The sequence below is a fragment of the Sulfuriferula sp. AH1 genome (assembly GCF_002162035.1).
Classification (GTDB): Bacteria; Pseudomonadota; Gammaproteobacteria; order Burkholderiales; family Sulfuriferulaceae; genus Sulfuriferula.
The window spans coordinates 291,652-312,421 of sequence record NZ_CP021138.1 but is presented as its reverse complement, the minus strand read 5'-3'; the positions used below and the strand labels follow the sequence as shown (position 1 = coordinate 312,421).

General features: G+C 55.8%; 19 protein-coding genes and 1 riboswitch. Of the genes, 2 read left to right on the top strand and 17 right to left on the bottom strand.

Annotated features, from left to right (window positions below; all coding sequences use genetic code 11):
* Positions 1-33: 33 nt before the first annotated feature.
* Positions 34-204: a hypothetical protein gene (locus tag CAP31_RS14720; protein ID WP_157662624.1), complete on the top strand. Its 171-nt coding sequence runs from the start codon at positions 34-36 to the stop codon at positions 202-204.
* Position 205: 1 nt separating this feature from the next.
* Here CAP31_RS14720 and CAP31_RS01640 read toward each other — a convergent pair whose 3' ends face one another.
* The 11 genes from CAP31_RS01640 to CAP31_RS01590 all read right to left on the bottom strand — a co-directional run bounded on the left by CAP31_RS01640 (position 206) and on the right by CAP31_RS01590 (position 12,337).
* Complete coding sequence (locus CAP31_RS01640) at positions 206-769, bottom strand: glycine zipper 2TM domain-containing protein (RefSeq protein ID WP_087445944.1); 564 nt, start codon at positions 767-769, stop codon at positions 206-208.
* 190 nt (positions 770-959) lie between these two features.
* Positions 960-2,006, bottom strand: a complete 1,047-nt coding sequence (mutY, locus tag CAP31_RS01635; RefSeq protein WP_087445943.1) for an A/G-specific adenine glycosylase — start codon at positions 2,004-2,006, stop codon at positions 960-962.
* 24 nt (positions 2,007-2,030) lie between these two features.
* Positions 2,031-4,442, bottom strand: coding sequence for a Lon protease family protein (locus tag CAP31_RS01630; RefSeq protein WP_087445942.1), 2,412 nt, complete (start codon positions 4,440-4,442; stop codon positions 2,031-2,033).
* Positions 4,443-4,527: 85 nt separating this feature from the next.
* Positions 4,528-6,204 (bottom strand): bifunctional diguanylate cyclase/phosphodiesterase, encoded by a 1,677-nt coding sequence (locus tag CAP31_RS01625; protein ID WP_087445941.1) that lies wholly within the window; start codon positions 6,202-6,204, stop codon positions 4,528-4,530.
* A gap of 6 nt (positions 6,205-6,210) precedes the next feature.
* On the bottom strand, positions 6,211-7,914 hold the full coding sequence (locus tag CAP31_RS01620) for a methyl-accepting chemotaxis protein (protein ID WP_087445940.1): 1,704 nt from the start codon (positions 7,912-7,914) through the stop codon (positions 6,211-6,213).
* Between the two features lie 120 nt (positions 7,915-8,034).
* A complete protein-coding gene (locus CAP31_RS01615; protein WP_087445939.1) occupies positions 8,035-8,532 on the bottom strand; it encodes a chemotaxis protein CheW in 498 nt (165 codons plus the stop codon).
* A gap of 267 nt (positions 8,533-8,799) precedes the next feature.
* A riboswitch (cyclic di-GMP riboswitch) is annotated at positions 8,800-8,886 on the bottom strand.
* Between the two features lie 151 nt (positions 8,887-9,037).
* On the bottom strand, positions 9,038-10,099 hold the full coding sequence (corA, locus tag CAP31_RS01610) for a magnesium/cobalt transporter CorA (RefSeq protein WP_087445938.1): 1,062 nt from the start codon (positions 10,097-10,099) through the stop codon (positions 9,038-9,040).
* 94 nt (positions 10,100-10,193) lie between these two features.
* Positions 10,194-10,760: a YceI family protein gene (locus CAP31_RS01605; protein ID WP_087445937.1), complete on the bottom strand. Its 567-nt coding sequence runs from the start codon at positions 10,758-10,760 to the stop codon at positions 10,194-10,196.
* Between the two features lie 43 nt (positions 10,761-10,803).
* The gene (locus CAP31_RS01600) at positions 10,804-11,358 is read right to left on the bottom strand and encodes a YceI family protein (protein WP_087445936.1); all 555 of its coding nucleotides are present in this window, start codon (positions 11,356-11,358) and stop codon (positions 10,804-10,806) included.
* Complete coding sequence (locus tag CAP31_RS01595; RefSeq protein ID WP_087445935.1) at positions 11,355-11,897, bottom strand: cytochrome b; 543 nt, start codon at positions 11,895-11,897, stop codon at positions 11,355-11,357. Before CAP31_RS01595 ends, CAP31_RS01600 begins: the two co-directional genes overlap by 4 nt.
* Positions 11,894-12,337 carry a MarR family winged helix-turn-helix transcriptional regulator gene (locus CAP31_RS01590; RefSeq protein ID WP_087445934.1) on the bottom strand — a complete coding sequence of 148 codons (444 nt, stop codon included), beginning with the start codon at positions 12,335-12,337 and terminating at the stop codon, positions 11,894-11,896. Before CAP31_RS01590 ends, CAP31_RS01595 begins: the two co-directional genes overlap by 4 nt.
* Positions 12,338-12,559: 222 nt before the next feature.
* Here CAP31_RS01590 and CAP31_RS01580 point away from each other — a divergent pair, with 222 nt between their 5' ends.
* The gene (locus CAP31_RS01580) at positions 12,560-13,546 is read left to right on the top strand and encodes a GlxA family transcriptional regulator (RefSeq protein ID WP_223247325.1); all 987 of its coding nucleotides are present in this window, start codon (positions 12,560-12,562) and stop codon (positions 13,544-13,546) included.
* Positions 13,547-13,563: 17 nt separating this feature from the next.
* On the opposite strand, the gene fghA is transcribed toward CAP31_RS01580, so the two are convergent.
* The 6 genes from fghA to CAP31_RS01550 form a co-directional block, all read right to left on the bottom strand.
* Positions 13,564-14,412 carry an S-formylglutathione hydrolase gene (gene fghA, locus CAP31_RS01575; RefSeq protein WP_189836664.1) on the bottom strand — a complete coding sequence of 283 codons (849 nt, stop codon included), beginning with the start codon at positions 14,410-14,412 and terminating at the stop codon, positions 13,564-13,566.
* 14 nt (positions 14,413-14,426) lie between these two features.
* Complete coding sequence (locus CAP31_RS01570) at positions 14,427-15,533, bottom strand: S-(hydroxymethyl)glutathione dehydrogenase/class III alcohol dehydrogenase (protein ID WP_087445931.1); 1,107 nt, start codon at positions 15,531-15,533, stop codon at positions 14,427-14,429.
* A 164-nt stretch (positions 15,534-15,697) separates the two neighbouring features.
* Complete coding sequence (locus CAP31_RS01565; RefSeq protein WP_087445930.1) at positions 15,698-17,263, bottom strand: DHA2 family efflux MFS transporter permease subunit; 1,566 nt, start codon at positions 17,261-17,263, stop codon at positions 15,698-15,700.
* A gap of 11 nt (positions 17,264-17,274) precedes the next feature.
* Positions 17,275-18,519: an HlyD family efflux transporter periplasmic adaptor subunit gene (locus CAP31_RS01560; protein ID WP_087445929.1), complete on the bottom strand. Its 1,245-nt coding sequence runs from the start codon at positions 18,517-18,519 to the stop codon at positions 17,275-17,277.
* The gene (locus tag CAP31_RS01555; protein WP_087445928.1) at positions 18,516-19,988 is read right to left on the bottom strand and encodes an efflux transporter outer membrane subunit; all 1,473 of its coding nucleotides are present in this window, start codon (positions 19,986-19,988) and stop codon (positions 18,516-18,518) included. The genes CAP31_RS01560 and CAP31_RS01555 overlap by 4 nt, the downstream gene beginning before the upstream one ends.
* Complete coding sequence (locus CAP31_RS01550; protein ID WP_087445927.1) at positions 19,985-20,461, bottom strand: MarR family winged helix-turn-helix transcriptional regulator; 477 nt, start codon at positions 20,459-20,461, stop codon at positions 19,985-19,987. The genes CAP31_RS01555 and CAP31_RS01550 overlap by 4 nt, the downstream gene beginning before the upstream one ends.
* Between the last annotated feature and the right edge of the window lie 309 nt (positions 20,462-20,770).

The following is a 20,770-nucleotide window of genomic DNA, read 5'->3' as shown; positions in this document are numbered from 1 at the left end:
TTCGCAAGAATGATGGAAAGGACGGTTACAGCCATGAATCGGCAACTATCAGGACAGTATATTGCAAAACCAGCCGACATCGTCATTGCGGGATTTTATACGGGCTCGGCGCAGCCGCATATCGAAGATGGGATATTCAGAAATGCCGCAGACCGCGGTGCGAACCGGCTGATGCAGCGTACGCATCAGCCGGGGATTGCATGACTCAGGCCGGATTGGCAGGCGCCGCGTCAGGGCCAGGCGCTGTCAGTATCAGCTGGCCGTTTTTTACCGGAATACGCTGACCGGGGTCATGATCCATACGCACCATGCCTTGCTTGTCGCCAAGATGGTAGGTCACGTCATAACCGAGGGTTTTCTCATGTTTTTCATATTCCGTTTTGCAGCGCGTCTTCATGACCGTCTGCCGGTCGGATTCCTGCATGTTCTGCTGCACCCGGTTACCGGCATAACCACCGGCCGCCGCACCTGCCACGGTCGCCACAGTTCTGCCGTTACCGGCACCGATCTGGTTACCCAGCACGCCACCCAACACCGCGCCAATAGCGGTTCCGGCCAAGCGGTTTTCATCCTTCACCGGGGCCTGCCGCGTCACAGCTTCATCCCTGCATACCTGATGCGGAGTGCGAATGGTTTCGGTCACCGGTTTCACATTCATCACCTCGGCATATTGAGGTTCAGGATGCATTACCTTATAGCCCGCAACCCCACCAATGGCAGTCACTGCTACCGCTCCGGTTACCAGTCCAATTAACAACGATTTATCCATAATTCAGTTCTCCTCAACATTATGGGCTGACCGGCGAGGCCGGCACAGAGGCTTACTCGATATTTTTAACCTGTTCATGCACGTAAACCACAGTGCATATAACGCAGAAGTATAGCGTGTGTTGACGCGAGTGCTGTTACAAGCTGTTACAAACCATTTCAAATCCGTTAACGCACGTCCTGACGAATCGTCACATCGGCTCCATGCCCACTGCAGTCAGCACCTTGCGCACCGGTGCGGGAATGCCTGCTGCCAAGGCTTCGTCAGGCCGCATCCAGCAGCCGCCGGCTTCATTCACCGATAATGGCAGGCTCACTACCTCCACCAGTTGCGGCGCGATCTGCAAACTGAAATGGGAGAACACATGACGGAAACCGGGCAGTTCGCGGGTAGCCACCACCGGCAAGCGCCACTGGTCGCGGCATACCACCAGCACGTCTTCGTCCATCGCCAGCTCCGGGAAGCTCCACAACCCGCCCCAGAGCCCGCTGGGCGGGCGCTGCTGCAGCCATATCCTGCCGGCGTGATGCAGGATAACGAAGCGTGTGCTTTTGTGCGGCACCGTCTTTTTGGGTTTGGGCGTCGGCAGGCTGGCGACCTGCCGCGTTGCCAGCGCGACGCAGTTCTCCGCTACCGGGCAAGCCGTACAGCGCGGACGGCTGCGGCTGCACAGCGTCGCCCCCATGTCCATCAGCGCCTGGGTATAGATATCGACACCGACGGGCGGCAGCAGTGATTCGGCCAATGCCCACAAACGCGTCTCTATCGCTTTTTCTCCCGGATAACCCACGATACCGAATTGCCGCGCCAGCACCCGCTTGACATTGCCGTCCAGTATCGCCGCACGGGTATTGAAACAGAATGCCGCGATCGCCGCCGCGGTAGAACGGCCGATACCTGGCAAGCTCACGATTTCGTCAATTTTTTCCGGAAAATCCCCGTCAAAATCCGTCATTATCTTTTGTGCTGCCGCGTGCAGATTGCGCGCCCGCGAGTAATAGCCAAGCCCGCTCCAGTGTGCCAGCACCTCGTCCAGCCCGGCTGCCGCCAGACTCGCCACATCGGCAAAACGCGCGACGAAACGCTGGTAATACGGAATCACCGTCATCACCTGAGTCTGCTGCAACATGATCTCGGACAGCCATACCCGGTATGGGTCACGACTGTCCTGCCATGGCAAATCATGCCGTCCGGCTCGACGCTGCCAGTCGATCAGGCGCAAAGCGAAATCACTCATGCGAACACTACTCTGCCAACACAATCAATGCACGCCATGACGCTGTTTGCTTTCAGTCTTGAGGTGATCTTCCGGATTGCAGATGCGGTGGTAACGCATCAGGGTTTTCTGCGCACGGCCGAGGACGCTATTTTTAGTGTAGATACCGGTTTCATCGAGCTCGCCTGACGGGCAGTCCATTAGCAGCTCCAGCCCGTCGAGCACATGGTCGATCACATGAATACGGAACTGGCCCTGCGCAACCGCTTCGATGACTTCCTGGCCCAGCATCAGATGCGAACGGTTACGCGCAGGCAGAATGACACCCTGACTGCCGTCCAGCCCGGCCTCGCGGCAGACACGGAAAAAGCCTTCGATCTTTTCATTGATGCCGCCTATGGGCAACACCTCGCCAAACTGATTGAGTGCGCCGGTAACGGCAATACCCTGACGCACCGGCAAACCTGACAGGCTGGATAACAGTGCATAAAGCTCGGCGCAGGATGCGGAGTCGCCCTCTACGCCATGATATTCCTGTTCGAACACCAGCGCGCCGTCCACCGACAGCGGCCCGAGATGAGCGAACAGGCTGGCGAAATAGGTCTGCAGAATAAAGACGCCCTTATCGTGGATCGGGCCCGACATTTCCACCTCGCGCTCGATGTTGAGCACGCCATCCTCACCCGGGAAAGTCCGCGCAGACACGACGACAGGCAAACCGAAACGATGATCGCCGAGATCGATCTGGGTCAGACCGTTGATGTGTCCGACCCGTTCGCCCTGTACAGCGATCAGCAGTTCGCCTTCGGCAATGGATTCGTGCAGGCGCTGATCGGGATAGTCATGGCGCCAGGTTTTCGCTGCCAGCGCCGCCTCCACATCCGCGCGCTGTACGATGTCGCCTTGAGCCAGCGCGGCGCTTTCGGTCACCAGCTGTTCCAGATAGGCGAATACCGCATACAGCCGCAACTGGTCATCCGCCTCACGGTGCATCTCTTCCAGCAAACGCGCTACCGCGTCGGCAGTAAAGTGCGACAATCCCAAGCGCTGGCAGACATGCGCGATGAAGATAGCGCTGTCGCGATGGGTATTCGTCCCGGCCTTGAAGCTTTCGGCAAAATCGACTTTGATGCGAAAATAGCGGCCGAATTCCGGGTCGGCTTCCTGCAATTCGTAATAATGCTCGCGCGTACCGATCAGGATGATTTTCACCGCCACATCGACCGCCTCAGGCTCCAGCGACACTGCCGGATTCGGCGAATACAGCGTGCCCGGTTCCTCGATCTGCAAGCGCCCGCTACGCAGGAAGCGACGCAGTTTTTCCCATACCAGCGGATCGCCGAACAGGTCGCGTAGATGCAGCAACAGGAATCCGCCGTGCGCACGCAACAGGCTGCCGGCGCGGATACGGGAAAAATCCGTCATCAGCACGTCATTTTCGACCTGATATTCAATGCTGCCGAACAACGACCGAAACAGCGGGTTGTCTTCCACCAGAGCAGGCGCGCCACTCAGTTCGCTATTGTCCACCACCAGATTGACACGATAGGCCGCCATCGCTTCAGCCAGCTCGATCTGCACCGCCACATCTTCCGATCCATACAACTCCAGTTGATCGAGCACATCTTGCGCCAACGCATCGAGATAACGCCCCAGTTTTCCGGCATCCATGATCTGCTGCTTCATCGCAGCGCGTATCTGCTGCAGCTCATGCTCCAGCAAAGGCTTGATCAGATGCCGCTTGAACTGGCCCAGCGCTTCCTTGCCTGCGCGTTCCTTGGGCCGCACCTTGTCCAGAAAGCGCGCAATCTCGACGCGCAGCGCCTGCTCGTCGCGGTCGATCCCGGCTTTGCGCTCGGCCGGCAATGCCAGCATTTCCGCTTCGGTCACCGGCCGTCCCTCGGCATTAAGCAAGGTGAATATCATGCGCTCGTCCTCGCGATGCAGCGTGAAACGGCGCGCGGCAGCAAAAGCCGAAAGCTCGGCGTAGGCTACGGCCTCCTCGTCCTTGAATGACTTCTGCACACGCTCGCTTTCGGCCTTGAATTCGGGGCCGGCGAGACGGCGCGGGATCTCTGCCTGCAACACCTTTACCAGCTCCGCCATCATGTCGCGCAGCACCCGCCCCTGTCCGGCCGGCAGGCGCAAGGCGATAGGTTTTTCCGGCACATCGAAATGGTGCAGATAACATAAATCCGGCGGCGGCGAGCGCTTGGCCGCCGCCGCACGCATGGCTGCCTCCAGCAAGGAGGAACGCCCGCTGCCAACCTCGCCCAGCACGAATAAGTTATAACCCGGCTGATCCAGTGACAACCCGAAATGCGCGGCCTTCTCGGCGCGCTCCTGGCCTATCCACGGCAAAGCCTCGGTAACCAGCTCTACGGTATTGGCAAACCCCAGAAATGCGGGATCGAGTGTCAGACGGAGCTGTGACGGTAGCAGTTTGGCAAGCGGCATGGACGACTCAATGTGAAGGGATAACACCTATTTTCCCACGACTGGCCAAAAAATACAGATTAATGACACAGTCCGGTTTTGCGCGCTAATTACCAAGGGATAGCATAAACTCATCCAAAGGCACGGGCTTGCTGAACAGGTATCCTTGGAAAGCATAGCAACCGGACAGCTCGAGGAATTTGCATTGCGCATCATTTTCCACCCCTTCGGCGATCACATCCAGTCCGAGCACCTTGGCCATTGCGATGATGGTACGCACGATGGAGGCGTCATTGGGATCGCTGACTATGTCGCGAACAAATGATTGGTCAATCTTGATCTGATTCAACGGCAAACGCTTCAGGTATTGCAGCGAAGAATAACCGGTGCCGAAATCATCCATTGAGAATTTGACGCCCAGCATTTCTATCTGCCGCATTTTAATGATGGTATCTTCTATTTGTTCCAGCATTGCACTTTCGGTCAATTCCAGCTTCAGGCGCGAGGGTTGGGCACCCGTCTCCTGCAGCACACGTTCTACCTGGGCGACAAAATCAGCCTCGCGAAACTGCTTTGCGCTGACATTGACCGCCAGTGTCAGATCCCGGGCCAGCTCGCCACGTTGCCAGACTGCAAGTTGCACGCAGGCTGTTCGCAGCACCCATAGCCCTAATGGCAGGATGAGACCGGTCTCTTCGGCGAGCGGAATGAATTGCGCAGGAGATACCAGGCCGTGTTCCGGATGATCCCACCGCACCAATACCTCCGCCCCCAGCGGGCGGCGCAAGTTATCGACCTGAATCTGGTAATGCAGACGGAATTGCTGCTTTTCGAGCGCAAGATGCAATTCATCGACCAGTTCGGCACGCGCTTCGATAGCCAGCTGCATGGCCGAATCATAAAAACGGATCGCATTGCGGCCGCAGGTTTTGGCCTGATACATCGCAGTATGCGCGTAGCTGAGCAAATCCTCGGAGGTGTCCTGTTGCCCAAGAAACAGGACGATACCGATACTCGACGTGATATAGCATGAACGCTCATCGAACACATAAGGCTCACCCAGAGCGAAGCGTATCTTCTCGGCGACCATCTCGGCTATTGTCGCCGCCTGTTCGACATCGGCGCCGAGCGTCTCCAGTACGATCAGAAACTCATCACTCCCCAGACGCGATACGGTATCGCCTTTGCGCACGCAGAGCTGCAGTCTTCTCGCCACTTCGATAAGCAGCAAGTCGCCAACCACATGCCCCTTGGTATCGTTAAAGATTTTAAAATGATCGAGATCGACAAACAGCACTGCGCCATACGATCCAGTGCGCGAGCACGCTACAAGTACCTGGCTCAGGCGATCCGTCAGCAGACGACGGTTAGGCAGTTGCGTCAACGCATCATAAAATGTGAGCTGATGGATTTGATCCTCGGCATCCTTCAGATCGGTCACCTCATAGAACCAGCCCAGAATCGCCGGTTCATTCTGATATTCCAGCCTGAAATAGGAAGCCAGCACCCAGACCGGGCGATTACGGAAAATCTTCAGTTCGACCAGCCGATCAATCACCGGCAGCCCCTGCTCCAGTTGCAGGAGGATATCTTCGTAATCCTGCGGGTTGACGTAAAACTGTTTTGAATCCATGCCAATCACCTTGTCGCGCGCCAAGTTGATCGATTCGACATAACGCCGATTGGCAAATAAAACCCGGTGATTGGAATACGCTACAATTCGAACCGAAACGGGACACGTTTCGAGCATATAGCGGCATTGCACTTCATCGACATAATCCATTTTTGCTTAGAACTCTTCCCATTCCTCGTCACTGGCTGCTTTTGCTGCAATCATTTTTTGCGTTTGGGGCAACGATTTACCGGAGGTTCTGGGGGCAGAAGCCGCCGGCCGACCGCCGGCTATCGTTTTCATGGGCACGCGCGGCGGTTGAGCGCGGTGCTGTGTATCATTTAATTTGAACCGGTTGACCAGTTCCTCCAGATGCCCTGCCTGATCCTGCAGGGATTTGGCAGCGGCGGCGGCTTCCTCGACCAGCGCCGCATTCTGCTGGGTAGCTTCATCCATCTGGGTAACGGCCTGGTTGATTTCCTCGATACCCTGACTCTGCTCGCGGCTGGCAGCACTGATCTCGCTCATGATGTCGGTCACACGCTGTACGCTGGACACCACTTCGCTCATCGTCGTGCCGGCCTGCGCCGCCTGCTTGTTGCCTTGCTCGACCTTATCCACCGAATCGTCTATCAGCAGCTTGATCTCCTTGGCTGCCGCCGCACTGCGCTGGGCCAGGCTGCGCACTTCGGTGGCCACCACCGCAAAACCGCGTCCCTGTTCGCCTGCCCGTGCCGCCTCGACAGCGGCGTTGAGCGCGAGGATGTTGGTCTGGAAGGCGATGCCGTCGATAACGCCGATTATGTCGGCGATCTTGCGTGCCGAGTCGTTGATCGCACTCATGGTGTTAACGACATCGGACACTACGGCACCGCCCTTGCCGGCCACTTCGGAAGCGGTTTCAGCAAGCTGGTTTGCCTGACGGGCATTGTCGGCATTCTGTCTGACGGTACTGGTGAGCTCTTCCATCGCCGAGGCAGTTTCCTCCAGCGAGCTGGCCTGGGATTCGGTGCGATTGGAGAGGTCAAGGTTGCCGGCGGCGATCTGGCCTGACGCCGAGGCGATGGATTCGGTACCGTTACGAACTTCGCCGACGATATCGACCAGGCTCGCATTCATGTTTTTCAATGCCTGCAATAACCGGCCGAATTCATTGGCCGAGTCAATTTCGATTTGCTGGGTCAGGTCACCCGCAGCCACGTTACTGGCGACCTGTATCGCTTCTTCCAGCGGACGGGAGATGGCGCGGATCAGGAACATGCCGAAGAACGCTGCGAGCAATACGCCCAGCGCGATGGCGCTGATGGCGATGTATTTGCTCATGCTGTAAGCCTGCTGCGATTTGTCGTATTCCGCTTTGGCAATGTCGAGCTGGAGCTTGATCAGATTATTGACGTTCTCTCTTACCGGCTCGAAATCAGGACGCAATACCGTCACCGTAAGGCGTTTTGCTTCTTCTACATTATTATTCTTGAGAGCCGCCAATGCTGGCTGCAACCCTTCACTGAGAAATTTATTGCGCGCTTCATTCAGCTTGTCTGCCAATTTCTTCTCGTCAGGCGTTTGAGAAGTCGCCTGATAAGCGCTCCAGTTCTTGTCAACCAGATTGATAAATCCCTCCAGCTCGGCAATCCGTTTCCGGATATTGGCCTCGTCCGGTTCGATGATGGCATTGGCAATCGACAAGCGACTGCTTATCAGACCCCTGACCACTTTATCCAGTTGCCCGAGCGCAACCGTTCGGTCTTCATATACCGTTCTCAGGGATTCATTGGTAGAGGCCTGATTGTATAGCCCAAAACTGCCGATTGCGATCAGCAGCAGCGACAGGAAACCAATTACGCTTATCAGCAGCGTTTTAATTCTGATGTTCTTTAACATTTTCTTCCTTGTTTAAACCTGTTATACAACAGGATGGCGTCCTGTTTGCTAACCATTAGCTGCATTTGCATACACGTCGCACTGAACCATCGAGCTGCCAGAATTGCTCGAACCTGATTTCTATCCGGCGGCCATCTCGGCCAACAATCCCATTTCACTGCCAGACATCAATTTATCGATGTCGACGAGTATCAGCATGCGATCATCCACCGTCCCCAAACCGGTCAAGTAGGCGGTGTCCAGGACACTGGTCATCGCTGGCGCCGGCTTGATTTGTTCGGGGCTGAGTGTAATGACGTCAGACACGCTGTCTACCACCATCCCGACAACACGGCCGCCGATATTCAAAATGATCACGACGGTCAAATTATTATATTCGGCCTCACCCAGATTAAATTTAATGCGCATATCCACTATCGGGACGATCAGGCCGCGCAGATTAATGACACCTTTGATAAAATCCGGCGCATTGGCAATTCTCGTCGGGTTTTCATAACCGCGGATTTCCTGCACTTTCAGGATATCGATACCGTATTCTTCGTTGCTCAGCGTAAATGCCAGAAACTCGTAGCCCGCGGTATTCTGTGAGTCGCCATCGGCGTATATATTGTTTTGCATTGTCACCCCCTTACATCCAGCAAATCATGTTTCACAATCGATTGAATAAACCGATTTTTAAATGTTCGATTTATTCTGCTTATTAAAGATTCCTATGCCAGTCCCAAAATTCAGGGCGAAATCATCCATGATTATTTTTCTTAAAAAATACAGCGTGCAATAACTGCACGTCCGCCTCGCGAGCCAGAGGCAATACATCTTTGAATCAGGTCTTTGGGGGGAGCAACAGGTATTGGGGAATGCGGAAGTGGCGTACCTTGGTACACCTTCAGCAGTCTCGCTATCCTGGGGTCATACCCGTTAGACCGAAAACTTTGCGTCCCTGGCTTTCGCACAGGTTTGCCTTTATTATGTGATGTTCAACACATCGGCATGAATTCTACAGCAATCTTTTGCCAATTTGTAACAGAAAAATATTAAGAACCAGTATTTACTGTCAATATTTGGATAGAAATCAGTTTTTCGAGCTTGAATCCCAATTCATAAACCCGAATACTCTCTGTTTCTATATCCATTTCCTGGATTTAAAGAACAGATACATACCCACTCCGATCACCGCCATCAGCAGCATCGTGCCTTGCAAACCGTACGGCCAGTCCAGCTCGGGAAAGTTGCGAAAGTTCATTCCGAACACGCCAACAATGAAGGTGAGCGGTAAAAAGATACTGGAAAACAGCGTGAGCACTTTCATGATCTCATTGGTGCGATTGCTGATACTGGACAGGTACACATCCTGCATGCTCGACAGCATATCCCGGTAAGTGTCGATGCTGTCCGTCACACGGATCACATGGTCATGCAGGTCGCGCAGATACAGCTCGGTGCTTTCATGTATCAATGGCGATTCGGCGCGCTGCATGGAGGCGACCACGTCGCGCAGCGGCCATACGGATTTGCGCAGAAAGATCAGCTCCTGACGCAATTTGTGAATATTGCGCAAGGTGTCGGGCCTGGGGTTTTTAGCCAGCAGCGATTCCAGCGATTCTATCCGGTCGCCGATCTTGTCCAGCACATCGAAATAGCGGTCCACCACGGAATCCATCAACGCATAGGCGGTGTAATCCGCCTTTGATTTGCGGATGCGGCTCGCGTTTTTGCGTATGCGCTCGCGCAAGGAATCGAACATGTCGCCTGGCCGTTCCTGAAACGAGATGATGTAATTTTCGCCCAGTACCAGACTTAATTGTTCGATGACGATTTCGCTTTTACCGGCGTCAAAATCCAGCATTTTGAGCACAAGGAAAATGTATTCGCCGTAATCCTCATACTTGGGACGTTGATCGGTATGCAGAATATCTTCCAGCATCAGCGGATGAAAGCCCAATGCCTTGCCGAAAGCTTCCAGCACGCCTTGTACCTGTACATCATCGACATTGATCCAGGTCACCGTTTGCGCATTGGCAAACGATACGCATGCTGCAATATCGTCGACAACGCTTTCGGTCACATGCTGCTCATCGAAATCGAACAGCGTGATTTTCGCATCCTGCAGCGCAGGTTTATCCGCCGCATATATCAGTGTGCCAGGCGGCATGCCCGATTTATGTGCGTGCTTTTTATGTCGCATAGGAACACCCCAAGACCAGGATGAGCTATCCTAACATGGAGTTGCGCCAGAGTGCATGAGGCCCCCTGGCGCAAAAGGATCAGGCCGGACGCAATTAATCCTTGTAGGCTTCAATCGGCACATTGATCCTGATGTCGTCGCCGATAGCCGGCAGGTACGTCATCATGCCGTAGTCGGAACGCTTGAATATCGCGCTGACATCGCCCGCGCACAGCGGTTTCTTGTTCATCGGGTTAACCGCGCAGCGGAATCCGCTCACCGTGACATGCAGCGGCTTGGTCACGCCCAGCAAGGTAAATTCGCCATCTGCGCCCACGACCTTGTCACCGCTGAAGATCAGCTTGGTGGACTTGTAGGTCATGGTAGGGAATTTTTCAGGATGGAAGAAACCTTCGGAAACATGCTCGTTCCATTGCGGAAAGCCCATATCCAGCGATTTGGTATTGATGGTCAGATCCACGCTGCCGGTCTTGGCGGCCATATCCAGCGTCACTTTTCCGCTGGTCTCGTCAAAACGCCCGCGCTGGGTAGTGAATCCCAGGTGGCTCACTTCAAAAATCGGAAACGCATGATGCGGGTCTATGGTGTAACTGTCAGCAGCGGCATACGCGCTGCTCACCATCACTGCGGATAAAGATAAAACGATGAGACTGTGTTTCATGTCATGCTCCTTGAATTAAAAAATGAACAGTTGGCAGTGCTTGCTACTTCCCTGCACCGAGGGTGAAATGGAAACGGACTTGCACTTCATCGGCCACCACCGACGGATCGGCCCAGGCACCTTCGCCTATGCCGTATTGCGCGCGCGAGATGGGGATAGCGCCATCCAGCACCAGATTGAAGCCTGCCGGGGTGGCGGTGAACGGCACGACCACATCACGCGTCCGCCCCTTGATGGTGAGCTTGCCGGTCGCCTGATAACGGTTTCCACCCACTATCTTCAGGCTGCTGGAAACGAAAGTCGCTACTGGATAATCCTTGACGTCGAACCAGGATTTGCTCTTGATCTCGTCATTAGCCTCGCCGCTGCCGGTATCGATGCTGGCGAGCACCACATCAATCTGCGCCTTGCCTGTTTCCGGCCGGGCCGGATCAAAACTGATCTGGCTGGTGAATTTGCCGAAACCGCCATTGACCGCGACCCCCATCTGTTTGGAAACGAACGTCACGGCGCTTTTATTGGCGACCGGGGTGTTGAAAGTAGCCGCCGAGACTTGACCGGCTGCCGCAGCAAGCAACAATGCAGCGATTATTTTCATTTGCGTTCTCCTATCCAGGGCAACATGCGACCCAACGTACTGTCGCGCAGAATAAAATGGTGTTGCAGCGCAGCACCCGCATGCAGGATGACAAATCCCAGCAAAGTGTAATTAAGTATCTCATGCACTTCTTTCAGCTGCTGGCCGAGCGCCTTGTTCGCCGCAATCAGATCCGGCAGCGGCAACACGCCGAACAGCATGACCTGAAAACCCAGTGCCGAACTCATCAGCCAGCCTGACAGCGGTACTGCCAGCAGCAGACCGTACAATCCCAGATGCACCCAGTGCGCACTCAATTCCTGCCAGCGCGGCATACCCGCTACCATTGCCGGAGGCCGATGCGTCACGCGCCACAACACGCGCAGCAGCAGCAACGTCAAGACCACGATTCCGGTCCATTTGTGATAGGCATACAGCTGCAATTTATGCGGCGACAGCGGCAAATCACTCATGTACACCCCCAACGGAAAGTTCACCACGATCAGTGCCGCCATCAGCCAGTGCAATAGGATTGCGGTATGTGTATAACGCGTATTCATGCTGTCTCCTTTTTATCAGTAAACACACCCCCCAGGCGTTGCAGCATCAACTGCGTCTGCCTGATTTCTTCTGCGCTCAGTGTTGCAAGCGCCTCCTTCAGATATTGCACGTGCCGCGGAAAGATATCGGCAAACAGGGCTTCCCCCTTTTCCGTCAGCATCACAATCTGCCGGCGACCATCGTCAGGGTCGGCGATACGTCGCACCAGATCCTTTTCTGTCAGCCTGTCCACCACGCCAGTCAGCGTGCCTTTGGTAATCAGCGTCCTGCTGCCAAGGTCACTGAAACTCAGACCAGACGTATTTCCCAGTGTGGCAATGATGTCGAATTGACATGCAGTCAAGCCGAAGCCACGAATCTGCTGCAATGAATACGCTTCGAACGCCTGATAGCAGCTGGCCAGTTCGCGAATCAAGGATAAAACCGGAGTGTTGGGCATGGCATATATCACCTATTTAGTTCTTGTTAGTACAAATATAGTTCTAACAAGAACTAAATGCAAGCACCAAATTAAAAAATCTTATGTACTCATTATTGAGACCGTCGCAACGAATGAGCTGCAGCATGTCTGGCAGCAAATCGCTGTCGATGCTAACATCGACCCACTCCTTGCCTGTGATTAACCCCTGCCAACGCCGGTCATCGCCCTATGAGCAACGCCATGCCGTCCAGCCGACTACGCACCGTCGACATCATCGTCTATCCCGGCTTCAAAGCGCTGGAAGCCATAGGGCCGCTGAAGGTTTTCGACTACGCCAACAGCTGTTTGCAGCAGCGCAAGCTGAACGGCGGTTATGCAGTCACCATCGCTTCGACCCGCATCGGCATGATCCCGTCCGATACGCTGATGTCGTTACAGGCAACCAAAACGATCAGCATGCACGCATTACCGGATCTCGCGCTGATCGTCGGTTCGCCTGATATTGAACAGGCATTACAGGACTCGCCCGAAATCATCGCCTGGGTCGTACAGGCAGCATCCAGAATGCAGCAGCTGGCGGCTTTATGTACCGGCAGTTTCTTTCTGGCTGAAGGCGGCGCGCTCGATGGACGCCGCGCCACCACCCACTGGAGTTTTGCGGAACGCCTGCGCAAAAAATACCCCAGGATACAAGTCGATGCTGACGCCATCTTCATCCATGAAGGCAATATCTGGACTTCCGCCGGCGTCACTGCCGGCATGGATCTGGCGCTGGCGATCGTGGAAGAGGATTTTGGCCGCGAAATCGCGCTCGAAGTGGCGCGCGACCTGGTGATCTATCTGAAACGGCCGGGTGGCCAATCCCAGTTCAGCGTCCATCTTGCCAGCCAGATGACCACCCATCCCACCATCCGCGAATTGCAAAACTGGATCATGTCACATCTGGCCGAGGACCTGGGTATCTCCAGACTGGCAGCCCGCCTGGCGATGAGCGAACGCAATTTTGCCCGCGTGTTTCATCGCGAAACCGGCGAAAGCCCGGCAGAGTTTATTGAAGGCGCACGTTTTGAAGCAGCCCGACGGTTGCTGGAGGAAAATACCTCGCCGCTGAAAGTGATCGCGGTGCAGACCGGTTTTAGCACCGAAGAAAAAATGCGGCGGGTATTTCAGAAAAAGATAGGGGTAACGCCCAAGGTATACCGTGAGCGTTTCTCCACAACGACATAAACTACAGAATCAGGCTGTTAGCGCGCCTCACCATTCAGTTTTCGATAGTGAAACAGCAGATGCGTTTCGACAAAGGTGGAAATGAAGTAATAGCCGTGATCGTAACCAGCGTGCCTGCGCAGTTCCAGCGGTTGTTGTGCTTGCTGACAGGCGGCTTCGAATGCTTCAGGGAACAGCTGATCAAGCAGGAATTTGTCGCTTAAACCCTGATCGATCAGAATACCACCAGGAAATGGCGTCTTGCTGTTTGCCATCAGCGCACTGGCATCATACTGCAGCCAGTCCGCCTGCTCACTGCCCAGATAGGCGGAAAAAGCCTTTACTCCCCACGGGCACCGGCTCGGCGCACACACCGGCGCAAATGCCGATACTGTTTTGAACAGTGCCGGATTACGCAACGCCAGCACCAGCGCACCATGCCCGCCCATCGAATGCCCGGCAATGCCAATGCTGCCAGCCTGTACCGGAAATTCACGCACCATCAGCTCATGCAATTCCAGTATGTAACTGTACATGCGGTAATGCCGGTTCCACGGCGCTGCTGTCGCATCGACATAGAAACCCGCGCCGACACCCAGATCCCAGTTGTCGGTCTCGCCTGCCACATTGGCACCGCGCGGGCTGGTATCCGGCGCGATCAGCATCATGCCCAGCTGCGCGGCAACGCGCTGCGCGCCGGCCTTGATCATGAAGGTTTCTTCGCTACAGGTCAGCCCCGCCAGATAAAACAGCGCCGGCACTTTGCCTTGCTGCGCCTGCGGCGGCAGGAATACCGAAAACCGCATCGTCAAGCCGACAGCTACGGAATCGTGGCGATAGAAGCGTTGTACGCCGCCGAAACACGCATGCTCGCTGATCAGTTCCAGCATGACGCCCCCGCTCAATACAGCACCACGGAACGGATGGATTCACCGCTCTTCATCAAGTCGAACCCCTCGTTGATACGCTCCAGCGGCAGGGTATGCGTGATCAGGTCGTCGATATTCAGTTTGCCGTCCATGTACCAGTCGACGATCTTGGGCACATCGGTACGGCCGCGTGCACCGCCGAAGGCCGAGCCTTTCCATTCGCGACCGGTTACCAGCTGGAATGGACGGGTGCTGATTTCTTCGCCGGCGGCGGCAACGCCGATAATGAACGATTGACCCCAGCCCTTGTGACAGCATTCCAGTGCCTGACGCATGGTAGTGATATTGCCGATGCACTCGAATGAATAATCGGCACCGCCATCGGTCAGCTGCACGATATGATCAACGACATTGGCGATTTCATTCGGATTGACGAAATCGGTCATGCCGAACTTGCGTGCCATTTCGATGCGGCGCGGATTAATATCCACACCGATGATCTTGTTGGCACCGACCATCTTCGCCGCCTGGATCACGTTGAGACCAATGCCGCCCAGGCCGAACACCACCACATTAGCACCGGCTTCCACTTTGGCAGAGAACACCACTGCGCCGACACCGGTAGTAACGCCGCAACCAATGTAGCAGGCCTTGTCAAACGGCGCATCTTCGCGGATTTTGGCCAGCGCGATTTCCGGTACCACGATGTAATTGGAGAAGGTCGAGGTGCCCATGTAATGGAAAATCGGCTTGCCGTCGATAGAGAAGCGCGAAGTGCCGTCCGGCATCAGGCCGCGGCCCTGAGTAGAGCGGATAGCCTGGCACAGATTGGTCTTGCGCGACAGGCAGAATTTGCACTCGCGGCATTCCGGGGTATACAGCGGAATAACATGGTCGTCTTTTTTCAGCGACTTTACCCCCGGACCGACTTCGACCACGACACCCGCACCTTCGTGGCCGAGGATAGCCGGAAACAGGCCTTCCGGATCAGCGCCGGACAAGGTGTAATAATCAGTGTGACAGATGCCGGTAGCCTTGATTTCCACCAGCACTTCACCGGCTTTCGGTCCTTCGAGATCAACTTCTTCTATCGTCAGCGGCGCACCGGCTTTCCATGCAATTGCGGCTTTAGTTTTCATCAGTTCACTCCGGTAAATTCAAAAAATGTATTCTACTATCCGATAAAACAGATAAATGAACAGCATATGAATTTTGGCTGAATATGCCGCAATTTCGTCCGCATTTGCGTCCGGGCATTGCCGACAAGGCCGGTTGGATCAGTTTAGTTTGATATTCCGTTTAATCAATGTGCACCGGCAGATTCTGCCGCTTTGGGTGCCGCTTTAATGGGACGTGCCAGCCAGATCAGCACGATCAGCACGATGAACAATATTGCCGAGATCCACGCCAGATCATCCGCCGCCATAGTTGACGCCTGCTGCTCGATCAGACCGTTAATCCGCGCTAACGCCTGTTGTTCGCTCATACCCGTGTCCGTCAGCGTTTTGATCGCGGCCTGGGTCGCCGGGCTGGCGTAATTGATATGCTCCGCCAGCACGGCATGATGCGCGGCTGTCCGGTTACCCCAGACACTGGTAAAAATGGAAGCACCAAAACCGCCCGCCATGATGCGTGCAAAATTCGACAGACCCGATGCAGCCGGGATTTTATCCGGCGTTAGCCCGGAAAAAATCAGCGTCACCAGCGGCACGAAGAACGTTGCCATGGCGATACCCTGGATCAGCGACGGTATCATGATGGTGGCGAGATCGGTCTGCACCGTAAACTGCGAACGCATCCACACCACCAGCGCAAACACCACAAATGCCAGCGTCGCGAACCAGCGCGGATCGTACTTGCCGATATTCTTTCCCACCAGTGGCGACAGCATGATCGCCAGCAGGCCAACCGGTGCCAGCACCGCACCCGCCAGTGTGGCGGTATAGCCCATATCCTGCTGCAACCACAGCGGCAACATCACCACATTACCGAAAAATACGCCGTAAGCGATTGCCAGCGCCAGCGTTCCCGACCAGAAATTACGCCGGCGGAACAGACTCAGATCCACCACCGGATGCGCATCAGTCAACTCCCACACCAGAAAGAAACAGAAGCTGACTGCTGACACGATAGCCAGCGCGATGATCTGGCTGGAGTTAAACCAGTCCAGCTCATTACCTTTATCCAGCAGGATTTGCAGCGCGCCTACCCAGACAATGAGCAAGCCCAGCCCGACATAATCGATCGGCACCTTGCGTCGCGGCGTCTCCCGATGGCGATACAACGCCCAAGTAACGCCTGCCGCGAGCAGACCGATAGGGATGTTGATATAGAAAATCCACGGCCAGGAAATGTTATCGGTGATCCATCCGCCCAGCAGCGGCCCGGCTACCGGCGCCACCAGCGTAGTCATCGACCAGATGGTCAATGCCAGACCGGTTTTTTCCTTGGGATAACTGGACAGCAGCAACGACTGCGACAACGGGATCATCGGCCCCGCCACTGCGCCCTGGATTACCCGGAACACGATGAGCATGCCCAGGCTGGTGGACATGCCGCACAGCCAGGATGCGATCACAAACAATATGATGCTGGACACGAACAGCCGCACTGCACCAAAACGCTGCGTGAGAAATCCGGTCAGCGGTACCGCGATCGCATTCGCTACGGCAAACGAAGTAATCACCCAGGTGCCCTGACTGGTGCTCACGCCGAGGTCGCCGGACAGTGCCTGTATCGACACATTGGCGATCGATACGTCCAGCACGTTCATGAACGTCGCCAGTGCCAGCGCCATGCTGGCCAGCACCAGCATGAAGCCGTGCAACGGCGGCGGTGAAGCCGGCATGGACTGGGGAGGAATAGCCATACGCGTTCCTGCTAGAGTTTGACCACTTTTTGCGGATGCTCGCCCAGATTCGCGCTGATAATCTTGTCAATCAGCACATCCACAGCGCGGTTATTGCCTGCATAGACGCCGGTTTGCGATGCGATACCGCGCGATGCAGGATTTGCCAGTACGGGGCCGCCCTGCCGGGATAAATCCACGCTCGCTTCCATCGACATGCCCACACGCAACGGGTGCACCACGACTTCTTTGGCATCGAGCGCGATCCGCACCGGCACACGCTGCACCACCTTGATCCAGTTGCCGGTCGCATTCTGTGCCGGCAACAATGCGAATGCCGCACCCGTACCCGAACCGATGCCTGCGACACGGCCATGATATTCGACCTTGTCGCCATACACGTCCGCCGTCAGCGCTACCGGCTGGCCGATGCGGATACGCCGCAACTGCGCTTCCTTGTAATTGGCATCGACCCAGACCTGATTCAGCGGCACGATCGTCATCAGCGGCGCACCGATAGCCACGCGCTGCCCAAGCTGCACACTGCGCTTGCCGATATAGCCATCCACCGGCGCCAGGATCGACACGCGCTGCAGATCAAGATAGGCCTGCTGCACCTTTACCGCAGCTGCCAGCACCTTGGGATGATTGCGCACTGAAGTGCCGCCGGTCAGTGCCTGATTGGTCTGCAACTGCTCCCTGGCGTTAGTCATTGCGGCAGTATCGGCAGCGACCCGGCTATGCGCGGCTTCGACAGCGGTTTGCGCGTGCTGCAGCTCTTCCTGCGACACTGCGCCGGTTCCGGCCAGACGCTGTCTGCGCGCCAGATCGGCCTGCGCATTCGCCATATCCGCGCGCGCCTGTTCCAGCTCGGCCCGATGTTGCGCGATCGTTGCAGTCAGGCTGTTGTTGGCCGCATAGGTCGTGCGCACTTCGCGTACGGTCTGCGCGAGTTGCGCTTCCGCCTCACGCAATGCCACCTGCGCGTTGGTGTCATCCAGCCGCACCAGCACTTCTCCGGCCCGCACAGAGTCGGTCTCATTGACTGCGATGGCCACCACGGTGCCCGCCACCTGAGGGGTAAGCTGCACGATATCGGCAGCGACATAGGCATCGTCGCTGTATTCGAAATTACGATCATGCACGTACCAGTGGATGGCATAAGCCACTGCCGCTGCCAAAATCAGCATCGTCAGCACCAGCATCCATTTCTTGCGTGCAACGGAATTAGTGGCAGGCGCAGATGCGCCTGACTGGGGAGATTTTTGTTCGCTCATTTCGCTACCTTGGCTGCATTTTCAATCGCAGTTTTCGAAATTTTCATATCCTCTGGCGATGGGACATAACCTCCGCCCAGCGCCAGCATCAGCCCTGCATCCACGTCACAGAGCCGGGTTTGCAGATCGACCAGCGTACTGTGTTGCTGCATGACGGCATTTGCCGCGATCAGCACAGTCAGATAATTGGTCAATCCGTCCCGATACCGCGCCAGCGCGAGCTCATAGGCCGCATCCACCTGCGCCATTGCCGCCCTCTGTTCCTGCAGCTGGGTTTGCAGCATTTTCCATGACGACAGTTGATCCGCTGTCTCGCGCAACGCGCTCAACACCGTCGCGTTATAGCTTTCTATCGCCGCATCTGCCCGCGCGGTGCGCCCCTGCAATTGCCCGCGCAAACGCCCTGCATCGAATATCGGCAGACTGATGGCTGGTCCGGCACCGACCGTGCGGCTATCCGCTTGCAACCATTGCGCGAGACCGATCGCTTCAAAGCCCGCGAACGCGCTCAAATTGATATTGGGATAAAAATCCGCCCGCGCCTCGCGTACGCCCTGCAACTCGCTCTCCACCCGCCAGCGCGCCGCAACCACATCGGCGCGGTGTCCGAGCAATTCGGCAGGGATGCGTTCAGGCGGCTGCACCTGAATATCTGCCGGCAAATGCGCCGTTACTTGCGCGGCAGCGTCCGGTTCGGCGCCGACCAGCACCGCCAGCGCATAACGCACAAGCGCAATCTGCTCGTCCAGCGCAGCCAGATCGCGACGCAACTGCGGCACCTCGGCCTGCGCCTGATGCAACGACAATGCGCTATCCAGTCCGGCCAATACACGTTGATTAACCAATTGCGCATTTTGTTCAGCGTTTTGCAATAATTTCAGCTTGACACCCTGCTGCGCCTGCAGACGCGCCAAACCGAAATACTGCTGTGCCACGTTGGCCGCCAGCATGACCTGCGCCGCCTGCCTGTCCGCCTGTGCAGCGCGCGACTGGCCGATTGCGGCGTCCAATGCAGCGCGCTGCTTGCCGAACCAGTCGAATTGCCATGATGCCGAGACGGTAGCCGAATTCATCGACACCGTGCTGCCGCCCAGCGGCGGCGGATAAATGCTGTTCGCGCTCAAGCGCTCACGCGTCGATTGCGCTGACGCATTCACTTGCGGATAACGCGCGCTGTCCGCGCTGGCGATGGCAGCCTGCGCTTCGCGCATACGGCTTTGCGCGATTTTCAGATTCGGATTCTGTGCAATGGCCTGTTCGATCAGCGCATTCAGTTGCGGGTCGCCGAACGTCTGCCACCATTGCTGTTGCGGGAATGCAGCAGCATCAGCCTGACTGTTATTCGCATGCAACGACTGCGGCACCAGCATGGTCGATTGCGATTCGATGCCGGAAAAATTCGCGCAGCCCGCCACTGTCAGCAGCACGCCGATCACAGACAGCTTATGCACCTTGGCCAATAAATTCATGATGTACTCGCAGGGGCATTTCCGTTCTCGGTAAAACGCCGCAACATGTTCTTGAACAGCTCAAATTCATCCTCGCTAAAACCTTGCAGATGCTGATTGAGAACCTTGATCAGATGCGCCGGTATCTGCCGGGTAACTTCCCGTCCGGCATCGGTCAGCGCCAGATTCACTACGCGCCGGTCGGCCACGCTGCGTACCCGGCACAGCAGACCTTTGGCCTCCAGCCGATCCAGCATCCGCGTCATCGCTCCGCTATCGCTGTAACTCGCCCGTGCACACGTCGCCACCGTGTCGCAACAGCCCTTGCCTATCAGCAACAGCGGCCCCCACTGCATTCCGGTCAGATCCAGCAACTGCATCTCGGTATCGATATTCTTGAGCAGCGATTGCCATGCACCGCGCAGCAAATAGCCTACCGACTCGCCGGGGGTATAGCTTTCTTCGCAATAAAACACATGTTGTTCGTCATTCATGGGATTCGCTTTGCTGTATAAAATGACTATTTACAATATAGGTGCCTAGGCAATTACTGTCAATGCAGTTTTTATGACAATACCCTGACAGCATTGCAAGCCTGGATGCAGCGAAGCCATAGGACATGAGGCTGCCAAAGATAAAAAACCGCAAAAAACCATGCACTTGCAGAACCGGTAGAAGTGCATCCATTCGTAACGTTTCAGACTGCTGCCGGATTTGTTTTGCAGCTCCTGTTTTGTGCACCGCAGGTCTGACATGCACAATTCCAGTGCCTGAAAACGCCCCTTTCAAATACCCGAAAAATT